Below are 13,327 nucleotides of genomic sequence, written 5' to 3'. Positions count from 1 at the left end.
ATTAAGGTTTAGGGTTTTCTATCAGTTTAATAATTTCTTTCAATTCGCTGGCGCTTATCTTTTTTTCCTTGGCAAAAAAAGTAACCAGGTCTTTATAAGAGTTTTCAAAATAGTCGCTTACAAAGCCATTCATAAACCGCTTTTTATATTCCTCTTCTTTTATAAGAGGTTTATAACGATAGGAATTGCCAATTTTTTCAGCCGCTAAAAAGCCTTTCCGTTCCAGGTTTTTAACTGTTGATGCGAGGGTGGTGTATGGAGGTTTGGGCTCTGTAATTTGGTCTAAAAAATCTTTTATAAAGCCGTTCCCGCATTGCCATACTGCCTGCATTGCTTCCTCTTCCTGTTGTGATAACTTCTCCATATTTTACGATTGTTTCGTAAAACTACGAACAATTCGTAATAATCCAAATTATTTTAACAAAATTTAACTTTTGTAACTTTTTAATGATTTTCTAATAACCGTTGCAACATTCAATCGTAATAGGTACTTTTAATGACTTAATTATGACATTATGCACCTGAACAAAAAGATTACAGTTATAACCACATTACTGCTGGCAGTAATAGTGTTAGCTTCAATGACATTGCAGCAACAGCCGCAACGTCCGCCAGAAACTCCTCCAACAAATCTTAAAGTTTTACCAAAAAAACTGACCCGCAATCAGGTTGGTAAAATTATGGACGAGTGGTCATCATCATTAGGCGTACGTTGTAATTTTTGCCATGCACGCGACGAATCTGCCAACAGAACCGATTATGCAAGTGACGCAAAACCTGAAAAGGAAATGGCCCGCCACATGTATAAAATGATGGTATCTATCAATAAAAAATATTTTAAAGCAGGCGAGAAAGACACCTTAGGCATGGTAAAATTAACAAGTGTTAATTGCAACACCTGCCATAATGCTAAATCAAAACCTGAACTAACTGTACCAAAACGCGCTGGTTTCGGCGGCCCGCCTCCGGGTGGTGCTCCGGGAGCAAGGCCACAAGGCGGCCCGCCAGCGGGTGGCCCACCGGCAGGTACACCTCCGGCAGGTAGTGCCCCAAGACAAGGATAACAAGAAAGCCCCATAAACAAATAAGCTCCCCGGATACCCGGGGAGCTTATTTGTTTTAATAGTTTGTTATATAGTTAACTGCTGGCGCGGGTTTGCGTTTTTGTTATCTCAGTATTTCTTTGTTTGCTTACGGCGTTGTTAGCGTTAAGGCTGGTCAACATCATATAGCATTTAACAAATATAATGAACAGGAAAAAGGCTGCTAAGACAAAGCTTTGCAGGTCTTCTTTTGTTTTAAGCACTTTGTCTATCGGGTTTACAGGGTTGTTCATTCTTGCAAGTTGTACTCTTTATTTGTTTAATACGGACAAGTTGTTGTAAATGTTATATTAATTGAAATTTTTTTTTTGTAATTATAACGCGCAGCTTGATATCGCCTTTTAGTAGTTGAGATTGATACTACAATTGTGCTACATTTACATATATGCAAAAAATATTAATTGCTAACCGTGGCGAAATTGCATTAAGAGTAATGCGTTCCGCCCGCGAAATGGGTATTAAAACTGTTGCTGTTTATTCTGCGGCAGATAGGAATGCTTTGCACGTTCGTTATGCCGATGAAGCGGTTTATATTGGCGAGGCCCCGTCTAACCAATCTTACTTAGTTATTGATAAGATAATTGCGGCTTGTAAAAAAACTGGTGCAGAAGGTATCCACCCCGGCTACGGTTTTTTAAGTGAGAACGCTGCTTTTGCCCGCGCTGTGCGCGATGCAGGGTTAACCTTGATTGGCCCATCGCCTGAAGCAATGGAGGTAATGGGTAACAAACTATCGGCAAAAGCGGCTGCAATGCGTTATAATATCCCTATGGTGCCGGGGACGGAGGAGGCTATTACAGATGTTGCCGAAGCTAAACAACGTGCGGTAGAAGTTGGCTTTCCTATTCTTATAAAAGCTGCCGCAGGCGGAGGGGGCAAAGGCATGCGGATTGTTGATGGTGCAGATGATTTTGAAGAGCAGATGCAATTAGCAGTGTCAGAAGCTACCTCGGCATTTGGCGATGGTTCTGTTTTTATAGAGCGATATGTATCATCACCCAAACATATTGAGATCCAGGTTTTAGGTGATACACACGGCAATATTGTACACTTGTTTGAGCGCGATTGCTCCGTGCAACGCCGCCATCAAAAGGTAATAGAAGAAGCGCCGTCTGCAGTGCTAACGCCTGAAATAAGAGAGCAAATGGGCCGCTGTGCTGTGGATGTGGCGCGGTCTGTTAACTATACCGGCGCCGGAACGGTGGAGTTTATTATGGATGAGCAGCTCAATTTTTATTTTCTGGAGATGAACACCCGCCTGCAGGTAGAGCATCCGGTTACCGAAATGATAACAGGTATTGACCTGGTTAAAGAGCAGATCCGCATTGCAAGGGGCGAAGCGCTAAGTTTTACTCAAGCTGATCTGAAGATAAACGGTCATGCTTTAGAGTTGCGTGTATATGCGGAAGATCCGGCCAATAACTTTTTACCTGATATAGGTACACTGCAAACGTATGTTACGCCTAAAGGGCCCGGCGTTAGGGTGGATGATGGTTTTGAACAGGGAATGGAGATCCCCATTTATTATGACCCGATGATTGCCAAGCTGGTTACGTATGGTAAAGATCGGGAAGAGGCCATTGACAGGATGATACGCGCCATTGATGAGTATATTATTACGGGGATAACAACCACATTGGGCTTCGGTAAATTTGTTATGCAGCATCAGGCATTCCGCAGCGGGAACTTTGATACACATTTTGTTAAAAAATACTTTACGCCAGAAGCTCTTAATGAAGATAACGAGCAGGAAGCGATGATAGCGGCCCTTATTATGGAACGCTTATTAAGCGCAAGGCAAAGCAGTGTAGCGGCAGCATCATCAGAAGTATCGGCGTGGGTAAAGAATCGGAAAGAAATATAGACTTGTCGCGATTTTCGTTAAATAGTTGCCGGTTTATATGAGCGGAAGTAAATAAAAATTATAGTAGCGGTAAAAGCTATAGGGATAAAAAAGCTGAGTTTGGCAAACATCACCAAACCAATAAACGTCAAAGGTAAAATCAATACGCACGAGGCGATAAATCCTAAAATTATATTAGCGCGTGATTTATCTTCTCCCGAAGATGCCATCTCATAAGTCTTAGCTAAAAAATAAGTTACCGGAGCGGCATAACACATAATTATTATTATCAACTTTAAAAACTCAAGGCTTAAAATCCAATCGATTTTAAAGTTTAGCAACAAAGAAATATACGGATACAGCAATGCTACTGTAACTAACGGTAAAATTATGCACAAAAAGGTGTTGTAAGTTTTTGTGTTAACGCGAACGAAGCTTAGGATTTTCATGTTTGTTTGGTTAATTTCAACACATCTAAAGTAATAATAATTTCCAATAAATTGATTTTCAACTAATTCAATCAAAAACAAAGCCGCTGATATGTCCGAAGCCATAAGTACCTCTCAACGCATCCGGTCAATAGTAGGCGGCTCTTTAGGCAATTTGGTTGAGTGGTATGATTGGTACGTGTATTCGGCCTTTGCGCTTTACTTTTCGGGCAGCTTTTTTCCTAAGGCCAACGAGACAGTACAGCTGCTCAATACAGCGGGCATATTCGCAATAGGCTTTTTAATGCGCCCCATAGGGGGCTGGGTAATGGGAACCTACGCCGACAGGAAGGGCCGCAAAAAAGCGTTAACAGCATCTGTATTAATGATGAGTGTCGGCTCGCTTATTATTGCCATTATTCCCGGTTATAGCCAGATAGGGGTAGCAGCACCTATACTATTGGTGCTGGCCCGCATTATACAGGGCCTAAGTGTTGGCGGCGAGTACGGCACCAGCGCTACCTACCTCAGCGAAATGGCTACGCAAAAACACCGGGGTTTTTACTCATCATTTCAATATGTTACTTTAATAATGGGGCAATTACTGGCTTTGGGGGTGCTGGTAATATTGCAACGGGCGTTTCTAACAGAAGAACAATTACATGGCTGGGGCTGGCGCATTCCGTTTGCCATTGGTGCGGTTTTGGCCATCAGCGTTATGTATTTAAGGCGCAGTTTGCACGAGTCTGTAATTATTGCTTCAGATGATAAAGAAAAAGCATCTCGTGGTACTTTGCGGGCGCTGGCCGCCCACCCAAAAGCGGTACTAACTGTAATAGGCTTAACCATGGGTGGCACTTTAGCCTTTTATACGTTTACTACTTATATGCAAAAGTTTTTGGTCATCACATCCGGCTTCAGTAAAAGCGATGCGACCCTTATATCAACATTAACTTTGGTGTTTTTTATGTTATTGCAGCCTGCGTTCGGTTCGCTGTCAGACAGGATAGGCCGTAAGCCACTGCTCATAGCTTTCGGTATATTTGGCACAGGGGCAACTGTACCCATACTAACAACGCTAAGCCACACCAACAATTTTTGGGTTGCCTTTGGCTTAATTATGGCAGCGCTGGTTATTGTTAGCGGCTATACATCCATCAACGCGGTGGTAAAGGCAGAGCTTTTCCCGGCAAATATCCGTGCCTTAGGCGTGGGCTTTCCTTATGGTATCGCGGTTTCATTATTTGGTGGCACCGCCGAACCTGTCGCTTTGTTGTTTAAAGATAAAGGCCATCAGGAATGGTTTTACTGGTATGTTACCGGGTGTATCCTGGTATCTTTAGCTATTTACGTGTTAATGAAGGATACGAAGAAGTATTCCAAGATAGATTAAAGCAACCGAATATAATTACTTCATATATCTATTCAGACGTCTTATTGGAGATGTTTTTAATTGCATCATCCAGTTCAGCAGAACTTTTTTTGAGCATAGTACAAAGGTCGCCAAGCTTTTCGTCTGATGTTTGGTGTTGAATCAGTTCGGCCAAACCTATAATATTTGCCAATGGTTTGCGTACCACGTGCGATTGAATAAATCCAATCTCGTCAAGTTGGGTATTTGCAGAGTTGAGCCTGCTTCTTGTGTCAACAAACTCGGTTATATTATAACCCACACAGAATATGCCTTGCGGCTGCCCGTCTCCGTCAAAGTAAGCCTGCATCTCCCATTGCGTAGTTACAAAACCACCTCGCCCGTCGTGCTTGCGTAACGTAGCCGCAACTAATTTCCCCGGATTTGCGAAGCAGTCTGACCCTGATTGCTGACAGATAGCAATATCTTCGGGATGAAGGGTTATGCTAAAATGTCTTCCCAATAAAGTGCCATTGGTAAATTCAAAATTGCGGTCGTAATTTTTACTTACATAAGCATACGTACTGTCCATACCTATTGCAATGGTATAAAAAAAGGAAGACTCTTGAAGGAAATGATTTATCTGGTCGTATTGCTTCATGTGTAGCAGTATTTACTTTATGAACGCAGCTGGCAGGTAATTAGTTTTATTAAGCCTTAGGATAACCAATCAAGCATACTTTCAGCGAGATTTTCTACATCAATCCGGCAACTATATTAATACTCAAGGCCACAATAGCAGTATTAAAAGCAAAAGAGATGAGGGCGTGAAATAGCGCAAGCCGCCTGATGCGTTTGGATGAGATCTCTACATCTGATACCTGGAACGTCATGCCGATAACGAAGGAAAAATACACAAAGTCAAGGTAATCCGGATCTTTCTCATTGCCGGGGAAATCTAAACCGCCTACCGGTTTTTGTGCATGTTCGGGCTCGTAATATAAATGGGCGTACCTTAAGGTAAATAGCGTATGCACTAACCACCATGATACCAGCACCGATGCCAGGGCCAGTATAACAGGAAAAGCCACACCCTCGCCCGTTTTTCCTTTGGCCGACATCAGCAGAAAAATAATGGCACCCAGGCTCATTATGGAGGAAGCAATAACGAACAGGAAAATAAAAGTGCGGTTAGAGTCTTGCAACTTGGCGTTTTTACGCACTTCCTGCGGATGAGAAGTAAAAATAATGATCCAATCCATAACGATCACTGTAAAAGCGAAAGCTATCCATACCATTAATATGGCAGACGGAGTGGATTGACTGCTACGGGTTATAAAGAACGCAGCTATGGCCACTATCAGGGCGATAAGGAACCGGTAATGTGCATCAAGCCTGAAAAATAATTGGCGGTTGGTTTGTTTCTGGTTCATAGATCATGGTTGATAGTTCATGGCCAAATTGTTTTCAGTTGCTGGTTGTAATAAATAAAAAATACCATGATCTGTTAACCATGAACTATTCGCTATCAACTATAAAAGCCACCCGGCCCACCTGTCCGTCTTCCAGCCTCACTTTTATTCCGCGGGAGTGGTAAGCCGAACTGGTAAGCAAGCGCTCAACAATACCGCGGGTTAAAGCGCCGCTGCGCTGATCTTTTTTAAGAATGATATCTACTTCTAAACCCGGATATATGTTGCTTCTGTTTTGTCCGTTCATGTTTTTTTTTGTTCGGAAGTCGGAAAGACCGAAAGTGCGAAAGATGTTTTTTAGTCCGGAAAGTCGGTGAATATTGAAAACCCTATATTAATCTTTCTGACTTTCGGTCTTTCCGACTTCCGGACTATTAACTCTTCACCAACCTGGTTACTGCCCAACTTACTTTTTCAAAATTAAAGCTGTTTACCAGCGTTTCCATTGCCGCAATAATACGTTCGTTATTCAGGTTACCAATACTGCCCTCGTGGGTATGGAAAACCTGTTTTGCCGGGTTAAAATCGCCTTGCTCAATTGCTAAACCTACTTGCTTATAAGCATCGCGGAAAGGTGTGCCGCTCAAAACCATGCGGTTAACTTCTTCTACACTAAATAGGTAAGCGTATTTTGGGTCGTTTAAAATTTCTGTGTTAACGGTAATGTTTTGCAGCATGAAAGTAGCCATTTTTAAACAGCTTTTTAACTCGGTAAAGGCCGGGAAAATAAGTTCTTTCAGCAATTGCAGTTCACGGTGATAGCCCGATGGCAGGTTGGTCGTCATCATGGCTACATCGTTGGGTAGTGCCTGTAAGCGGTTGCATTTGCCGCGCATAATTTCCCAAACATCGGGGTTCTTTTTATGCGGCATAATGCTACTGCCGGTGGTCAATGTATCAGGGTAGCTAACAAAAGCAAAGTTCTGGCTTAGGTATAAAGTTTGGTCCATGGCCATTTTAGCCAGCGTAGCAGCTATAGATGATAGCGCCTGCGCTATAACCCGCTCAGTTTTGCCTCTGCCCATCTGCGCGTAAACCACATTATAGTTAAGACTCTCAAAACCCAACAGCTCGGTGGTCATGGTTCTGTTCAATGGGAACGATGACCCATAACCCGCGGCAGAGCCTAATGGGTTTTTATTGGTGATCTTGTATGCCGCTAAAACCATCTCCAGGTCGTCGGTCAGGCTTTCCGCATAAGCGCCAAACCATAAACCAAACGATGAAGGCATGGCCACCTGTAAGTGGGTATATCCCGGTAACAAAACATCTTTATATTTTTCGCTAAGTGCTATAAGCTCGCGGAAAAGGGTATCCGTTTCATTTACTACCTGTTGCAATTCATGCCTGAAAAACAATTTCAGGTCAACCAGCACCTGGTCGTTACGTGAGCGGCCGCTGTGAATCTTTTTACCTGCCTCGCCTATGCGTTGTGTAAGCAACATTTCTACTTGCGAGTGTACATCCTCAACGCCCGGTTCTATTTTGAATTTTCCCTTTTCAATCTCCGAATAAATATGTTTTAATTCGCGCTGAACCAGCTGCAGATCGTCTGCACTCATCAGGCCTATACTTTGCAGCATTTGGGTATGCGCCAATGAGCCAAGCACATCAAAGGCAGCCATTTGAGCGTCAAACTCAGTATCCCGGCCAACGGTAAAGTTTTCTACCAGTTTATTAACGTCAATGTTTTTTTGCCAAAGCTTGCTCATGCTGCAAATATGAGAAATATTTTGATGATGATTGGCAGGATAAAAGGCGGTACAAATATGCTACTTGCCTTTTTTTGGAAGGGATTTCAATAGTTCTTTAGCCGGAATGGAAGCAGAAGTTCCATCCATGTAACCAATAACAAGACTTTCGTTGTTCTCGGCTGCTTTTTCAGCCATTTGCCTAAGGCCGATATTTAGCGCATCAACCACTTTGCTTGCAAAGCCATCGAAATTATTATTACTGTTATTGATCGCCATCGCTTTGTTCATTAATTTCTTTCCAAATATCGTTATTTAAAATTATTTTCGGCGAAGCGTTTACTTTTTCTACCACAACCTCTACTTTTAAAGCCATGTTGTTGATGATGGTCCAATTGTCGCAAATTGGAATATATAATTTAAACAAGTTCATTATTCCTCTATAATATCGCCGCTCTACAACATCGTCAGGGATATGATGTCCTCCTTTACTTACTCTTTTTGCCACACGATCTACCGCTACTTCCGGCGAACTCAACCAAAAATATAGCAACGTAACTGTGTAACCGGCTTTTTTTGCCTTTTTAATAAGCGATACATAGCTTTTAGTTGAAAGAGTAGTTTCAAAAGCAAAGTCAACTCCTTCGTTCATCAGGATGCTTATCCGTTCCAACATAATTCGTCCGGCTGCTAATGCTACGCTTTCAGGATTGAAAGGAGATAATCCGGCAGCTATAATATCAGCGTTCACAAATTCTTTACAGTTAAGCAATTCCGGCAAAACAATATAACTGGCAGTAGTTTTACCGGCACCGTTACACCCTGCTATTATATACAAGTTTGGCATTGCTTCGTAAATCTAAATTCGTAAATCAAATCACACTATCTTTTCCAACATTTGCACATACAATTCTATCCCCTCGCGTATTTCATCAACATACACAAACTCATCCGCCATATGAGATCGTGCTGAATCGCCAGGACCTATCTTAATCGTTTCGATGTCTAATAACGACTGGTCAGATGTAGTAGGCGACCCGTAAGTTGTGCGCCCTAAACTTATACCTGCATGTACTATTGGGTGATTACGACTTATAGAGGATGGTTTTAACCTTGTAGACCGCGCCTTTAGATCGCACTTAACATGTTCACCAATTATTTCCAATACTTCTTCGTTGCGATAAGCATCCGTAACCCGCACATCAACCACAAAATTGCAGCTGGCAGGTACTACATTGTGTTGCGAGCCTGAATTGATGACCGTAACAGACATTTTTATTGGTCCGAAAGCATCAGATTCTTTTGGAAACTTAAAGGTGCGAAACCATTCAATATCTTTCATGGCATTGTAAATAGCATTGTCGCCTTCCTCACGGGCGGCATGGCCGGCTTTTCCGTGCGCAACACAATCCAACACCATCAGGCCGCGCTCGGCAACCGCCAGTTGCATTAAAGTGGGTTCGCCAACAATACCGAAATCCAGTTTACCCAGGTCGGGCACTACCAGCTCAATACCGTTAAGTCCGGATATTTCCTCTTCGGCAGTTGCTGCCAGGCAAAAGTTATATTTCAGGTCATCGCGCTCATAAAAGTAAAGGAAGACTGCAATTAGCGATACCAAACAACCCCCTGCATCATTACTGCCTAAACCGTACAATTTGCCATCCTCTATTTTAGCATCAAACGGATTGCGCGTATAACCGGAATTAGGTTTAACGGTATCATGATGAGAGTTAAGCAAGATGGTGGGTTTTGCCTCGTCAAAATGTTTATTACGTGCCCAAACGTTGTTGATATTACGGGTGGGGGTGATGCCTTTTTCTTTTAAAAATTGTTCTATAATATCGGCAGTGCCTTCTTCCTCTTTACTGAAAGACTGCGTGGCAATTAATTTTTTTAGTAACTCCACCGCTTGTTGGTAGAGGGTGTTTAAATCTGTCATATCAAACTTTGCTATTCAAACAATCCTTTATCCCTATCCAAAAAATGCGGCCTTGGGAGTTCTAAACCAAGCTTTTTACTCAATTGCTCAGATGTATAGTCGGCCAGTTCGGGCGAGTAGCGCTCATCGTGCTGGTGCATAAAAAACCAAACCGACTGCAGGCCCATATCCCGCCATTGTTTAATTCTATCTACCCAATCATCAACCCTTTTATAATCGGTGCGGTGCAAGCTATTACCCACAAAACGAATAAAGGCATGCGGGGTAGGCAAAGTCATGTGCACCACGTCGCGCCGGCCAGATGCATCTGTAATTACTGCACCTATACCCAACTCGTGCATCAAATTAAAAGCGCTTTCGCGTGCTTCGCTGTTGGCAAACCATTCTTTATGCCGCAGTTCCACAAATAGTGGTACGTCCTTAGGCAAATGTTCCAGGTATGCTTTTACTTCGGGAAAACTTTTTGGCGTGAAATTATCGCTTAACTGCAAAAAAAGCGGGCCTAACTTATCGCCGAAGGCCATAACACCTTCGTAAAACTGCGTGGTTATCTCCTCGGCGTTTTTTAAGCGACGGATATGACTTATGCTCTGTGAAAATTTGGGACAGAATTTAAAATCGGGGTTACTGTCGGCTTTTTCTTTCCATTTAGCAATAGTAGCGGCAGGATAAACATTGTAAAATGTAGCATTGAGCTCAATACTATCAAAATGCTTAACATACTCGTCTAAAAAATTAGCATCTTTTGTTTTAGGCGGATAGATCTTTCCTACCCACTCTTTCCTACCCCATTTGGCACAACCCACATGTACCTCCAGGGGCGATTTTCCCCTGGCTGCCGCGAGCGTTTTAACGGTAAGTTCAGGATCAGGTGGAAATGAAAAATCCACCGCATCTAATTCTTCTGGTAGTACCCTGCCAAATTCCATATTTAAAGCAATTTTCCCCGCAAGTTAATACTTTTACAGCATACCCCATTTGGCATAATATTATTTAAGCAAGGGCGTTTAACCTTGGCATAACAATAAAACACCATATCATGCTTAACAGATATATAACTATGGCGTTGCTCATGTTCTTAGCTCTGTCCGTAAATGCGCAGGCTCCTTTACAGCAACAGATAAATGATATTGCTAAGGATGCCAAAGGCATTGTAGCCGTAACAGCATTGAATATTGAAACCCGCGATTCGTTATCCTACAATGGAGACGCGCAAATGGTTATGCAAAGTGTTATGAAGTTCCCGATAGCCTTGGCGGTAATGAACCAAGTAGAAAAGGGTAAGTTAAAGTTAAATCAAACCATAAAGATCCGCGAAAGTGACCTGCACCATACCTGGGGAGCGATCTACGAAGAGTACCCCAAAGGGGTGGAAATGACCATCAGCGAATTGCTAAGCTACATGGTATCATTAAGCGATAATAACGCTTGCGATATTTTGCTGCATAAACTGGGCGGCGTTAAACCTGTGATGGATTATCTGGGTAGTATTGGCGTAAAAGGAGTTGTTATTGATGCATCCGAAGCGGATATGGCAGCCGCCTGGGAGGTACAATACACCAACTGGTGTACACCTGCTGCTATGGTGCATCTGCTGGATGTTTTTTACCAGGGCAAGGCGCTTAATAAAGCAAATACAGATACGCTAATGAAAAAAATGGTGGAGACCACTACAGGGCCTAAACAAATAAAAGGATTATTACCCACCGGCACTGTGGTGGCGCACAAAACCGGCAGATCAGCCACCAACAGCGCGGGGTTATCGCCGGCCACGAATGATGTAGGTATAATTACATTGCCAAACGGACAGCATCTTGCGCTTGCCATATTTGCAGGCAACTCAACCGCTGATTTGGACACGCGCGAGGGTGTTATTGCGCGCATTACTAAGGCGGTTTGGGATAATGCGATCAGTAAAAAGTGAAAAATCAGATAGCGAACCGCAAACCATCATAAGCCAGTTCTATACCCGGTGGCAATTCTGCTGATACATCAGCGTGTTTGCCTAAACGGTGACTTATATGGGTGAAATAGGTTTTTTCAGCACCAATTTCAAGTGCAAAATCAATAGCTTCCTGAAAAGTAAAATGCGAGATATGTTCCTGTTTTTGCAGCGCGTTCAACACCAGTATTTTAGTGCCCCTCAGCTTTTGTTTTTCACTTTCTGCAATGGTTTTGGCATCGGTAATGTAGGTAAAATCATTTATCCTGAAACCTAATACAGGCAAGCGGTAATGCATAACTTCAATAGGTGTTAACCGGATATCGCCAACTGTAAAAGGGTCAAGGCCTATGGTGTTTAGATTAACCTGCGGAATGCCCGGATATTTGTGTTCATCAAAAACATACGGAAACTCACGTTTTAGCGTAGCCTGCACCCGTGCATCCGCATAAATATCCATTGGTGCCTGCTGTTTGTAGTTAAACGCACGTATATCATCCATTCCGGCTACATGGTCTTTATGCTCGTGGGTAAAAACCAGTGCATCAAGTTGCTGCACATTTGCCCGCAACATCTGGTACCTAAAGTCGGGGCCCGAATCAATAACAATTGTTGTGCTGTCACTTTCTACCAAAATAGAGCTGCGTAAGCGCTTGTTATGGCTGTCTGTTGATGTACATACCGCGCAGCCACAGGCAATTACAGGCACTCCCTGCGAGGTTCCGGTTCCTAAAAAAGTAACTATCACAATTGCAGTTTGGTTTGTTTAAGCTGCTGTAAAAAAGCAGTCTGTTTATCATCAAGCAAGTTTTGGTCAACTTCCAGTTCGCGCAGCAGATCGGCAATGGCCAGCACCTTGCTCTCCAGGTTTGAAAAACGGTTTATCACTATTATTTTGCTGTTTTGCAGCAAACATGCTCCCGTTTTAAAGTTGCCCTTTTCGTAACGCACCCTGTAACCGGCTGTTTTTAGCAGCAGTTCCATTTTTTCAAGTGTATGGGTGGTAAGCGTGAGCATAATTTCAAAAGTAGTGTTTTGTTGGGATGCGCGGAAATGAGGAAGACGGAAAGTAAGACAGAATATTCAATGAGGTGATTTTTCAATTATTGTTTTCTTGCCGAAAAACAATTGACAGCCATTTATTGTTATTAGCAGACCCATTATTGAGCTTATAAATGACAAAAAAAATTCTGGTAATTGATGATAATGATGATCTGCTTGAGCTGTTAAACGAAGCGCTTACCGCTGAAGGTTATGAGGTTGAATGCGCATCTCACGTTGATAACATCTATGAGTCTGTGCGTAATTCGCAGGCGCAGCTGGTTATAATTGATTACATATTAGAAGGTATTAATGGTGGCGAACTTTGCCATCAACTTAAAATAAATCCACGCACCAAGCATTTGCCTGTTATTATGATATCAGGCTTTCCGCGCGTACTTGAATCATTAGGTAATTACGGTGCTGATAAAATTTTAGCCAAGCCCTTTGATTTGCCCGAGTTGCTGAGTGTTGTTAAAAGCCACTTTTCTGGCGCGGCTGCCGTTGCCTGATA

At 42.7% G+C, this 13,327-nt stretch carries 18 protein-coding genes; 5 read left to right on the top strand and 13 right to left on the bottom strand.

Annotated elements, in window-relative coordinates:
- Position 1 precedes the first annotated feature (1 nt).
- A complete protein-coding gene (locus ACVW2L_RS12985) occupies positions 2-364 on the bottom strand; it encodes a BlaI/MecI/CopY family transcriptional regulator (protein WP_457128397.1) in 363 nt (120 codons plus the stop codon).
- 151 nt (positions 365-515) lie between these two features.
- On the opposite strand from ACVW2L_RS12985, the gene ACVW2L_RS12980 reads away from it, so the two are divergent.
- A complete protein-coding gene (locus tag ACVW2L_RS12980) occupies positions 516-1,064 on the top strand; it encodes a c-type cytochrome (RefSeq protein WP_457128396.1) in 549 nt (182 codons plus the stop codon).
- Positions 1,065-1,138: 74 nt separating this feature from the next.
- On the opposite strand, the gene ACVW2L_RS12975 is transcribed toward ACVW2L_RS12980, so the two are convergent.
- Positions 1,139-1,336, bottom strand: a complete 198-nt coding sequence (locus tag ACVW2L_RS12975; protein ID WP_457128395.1) for a hypothetical protein — start codon at positions 1,334-1,336, stop codon at positions 1,139-1,141.
- A gap of 152 nt (positions 1,337-1,488) precedes the next feature.
- Between ACVW2L_RS12975 and accC the strand changes: the two genes are divergently transcribed.
- Complete coding sequence (gene accC, locus ACVW2L_RS12970; RefSeq protein WP_457128394.1) at positions 1,489-2,967, top strand: acetyl-CoA carboxylase biotin carboxylase subunit; 1,479 nt, start codon at positions 1,489-1,491, stop codon at positions 2,965-2,967.
- Between the two features lie 17 nt (positions 2,968-2,984).
- Here accC and ACVW2L_RS12965 read toward each other — a convergent pair whose 3' ends face one another.
- Complete coding sequence (locus ACVW2L_RS12965; RefSeq protein WP_457128393.1) at positions 2,985-3,500, bottom strand: hypothetical protein; 516 nt, start codon at positions 3,498-3,500, stop codon at positions 2,985-2,987.
- Here ACVW2L_RS12965 and ACVW2L_RS12960 point away from each other — a divergent pair.
- Positions 3,487-4,767: an MFS transporter gene (locus tag ACVW2L_RS12960; RefSeq protein WP_457128392.1), complete on the top strand. Its 1,281-nt coding sequence runs from the start codon at positions 3,487-3,489 to the stop codon at positions 4,765-4,767. The two genes, ACVW2L_RS12965 and ACVW2L_RS12960, sit on opposite strands and share 14 nt — an antisense overlap.
- Positions 4,768-4,795: 28 nt before the next feature.
- Here the strand turns inward: ACVW2L_RS12960 and ACVW2L_RS12955 are convergent, their stop codons facing one another.
- From ACVW2L_RS12955 to ACVW2L_RS12920, 8 genes are all read right to left on the bottom strand, one after another.
- Complete coding sequence (locus ACVW2L_RS12955) at positions 4,796-5,386, bottom strand: PAS domain-containing protein (RefSeq protein WP_457128391.1); 591 nt, start codon at positions 5,384-5,386, stop codon at positions 4,796-4,798.
- A gap of 94 nt (positions 5,387-5,480) precedes the next feature.
- The gene (locus tag ACVW2L_RS12950; protein ID WP_457128390.1) at positions 5,481-6,158 is read right to left on the bottom strand and encodes a DUF1345 domain-containing protein; all 678 of its coding nucleotides are present in this window, start codon (positions 6,156-6,158) and stop codon (positions 5,481-5,483) included.
- Positions 6,159-6,243: 85 nt separating this feature from the next.
- Complete coding sequence (locus tag ACVW2L_RS12945) at positions 6,244-6,444, bottom strand: YwbE family protein (RefSeq protein WP_457128389.1); 201 nt, start codon at positions 6,442-6,444, stop codon at positions 6,244-6,246.
- Between the two features lie 127 nt (positions 6,445-6,571).
- On the bottom strand, positions 6,572-7,909 hold the full coding sequence (argH, locus tag ACVW2L_RS12940) for an argininosuccinate lyase (protein ID WP_457128388.1): 1,338 nt from the start codon (positions 7,907-7,909) through the stop codon (positions 6,572-6,574).
- Between the two features lie 60 nt (positions 7,910-7,969).
- The gene (locus ACVW2L_RS12935; RefSeq protein WP_457128387.1) at positions 7,970-8,167 is read right to left on the bottom strand and encodes a hypothetical protein; all 198 of its coding nucleotides are present in this window, start codon (positions 8,165-8,167) and stop codon (positions 7,970-7,972) included.
- On the bottom strand, positions 8,154-8,735 hold the full coding sequence (locus ACVW2L_RS12930; RefSeq protein ID WP_457128386.1) for a zeta toxin family protein: 582 nt from the start codon (positions 8,733-8,735) through the stop codon (positions 8,154-8,156). The genes ACVW2L_RS12935 and ACVW2L_RS12930 overlap by 14 nt, the downstream gene beginning before the upstream one ends.
- 30 nt (positions 8,736-8,765) lie before the next feature.
- Positions 8,766-9,830: a M20 family metallo-hydrolase gene (locus ACVW2L_RS12925; protein ID WP_457128385.1), complete on the bottom strand. Its 1,065-nt coding sequence runs from the start codon at positions 9,828-9,830 to the stop codon at positions 8,766-8,768.
- A gap of 11 nt (positions 9,831-9,841) precedes the next feature.
- Positions 9,842-10,759 (bottom strand): DUF72 domain-containing protein, encoded by a 918-nt coding sequence (locus tag ACVW2L_RS12920; protein WP_457128384.1) that lies wholly within the window; start codon positions 10,757-10,759, stop codon positions 9,842-9,844.
- A 110-nt stretch (positions 10,760-10,869) separates the two neighbouring features.
- On the opposite strand from ACVW2L_RS12920, the gene bla reads away from it, so the two are divergent.
- Entirely contained in the window at positions 10,870-11,754 is an 885-nt protein-coding gene (gene bla, locus ACVW2L_RS12915; protein WP_457128383.1) for a class A beta-lactamase, read from the top strand.
- Between the two features lie 4 nt (positions 11,755-11,758).
- On the opposite strand, the gene ACVW2L_RS12910 is transcribed toward bla, so the two are convergent.
- Both ACVW2L_RS12910 and ACVW2L_RS12905 read right to left on the bottom strand, forming a co-directional pair.
- Positions 11,759-12,520 carry an MBL fold metallo-hydrolase gene (locus tag ACVW2L_RS12910; protein WP_457128382.1) on the bottom strand — a complete coding sequence of 254 codons (762 nt, stop codon included), beginning with the start codon at positions 12,518-12,520 and terminating at the stop codon, positions 11,759-11,761.
- Positions 12,517-12,789 (bottom strand): hypothetical protein, encoded by a 273-nt coding sequence (locus ACVW2L_RS12905; protein ID WP_457128381.1) that lies wholly within the window; start codon positions 12,787-12,789, stop codon positions 12,517-12,519. Before ACVW2L_RS12905 ends, ACVW2L_RS12910 begins: the two co-directional genes overlap by 4 nt.
- A gap of 158 nt (positions 12,790-12,947) precedes the next feature.
- On the opposite strand from ACVW2L_RS12905, the gene ACVW2L_RS12900 reads away from it, so the two are divergent.
- Positions 12,948-13,325, top strand: a complete 378-nt coding sequence (locus tag ACVW2L_RS12900) for a response regulator (protein ID WP_457128380.1) — start codon at positions 12,948-12,950, stop codon at positions 13,323-13,325.
- The last annotated feature ends 2 nt before the right edge of the window (positions 13,326-13,327 follow it).

The sequence above is a fragment of the Mucilaginibacter sp. HD30 genome (assembly GCF_054061755.1).
The sequence above is the reverse complement of the archived record's forward strand: the minus strand, read 5'-3'. Positions and strand labels throughout refer to the sequence as shown.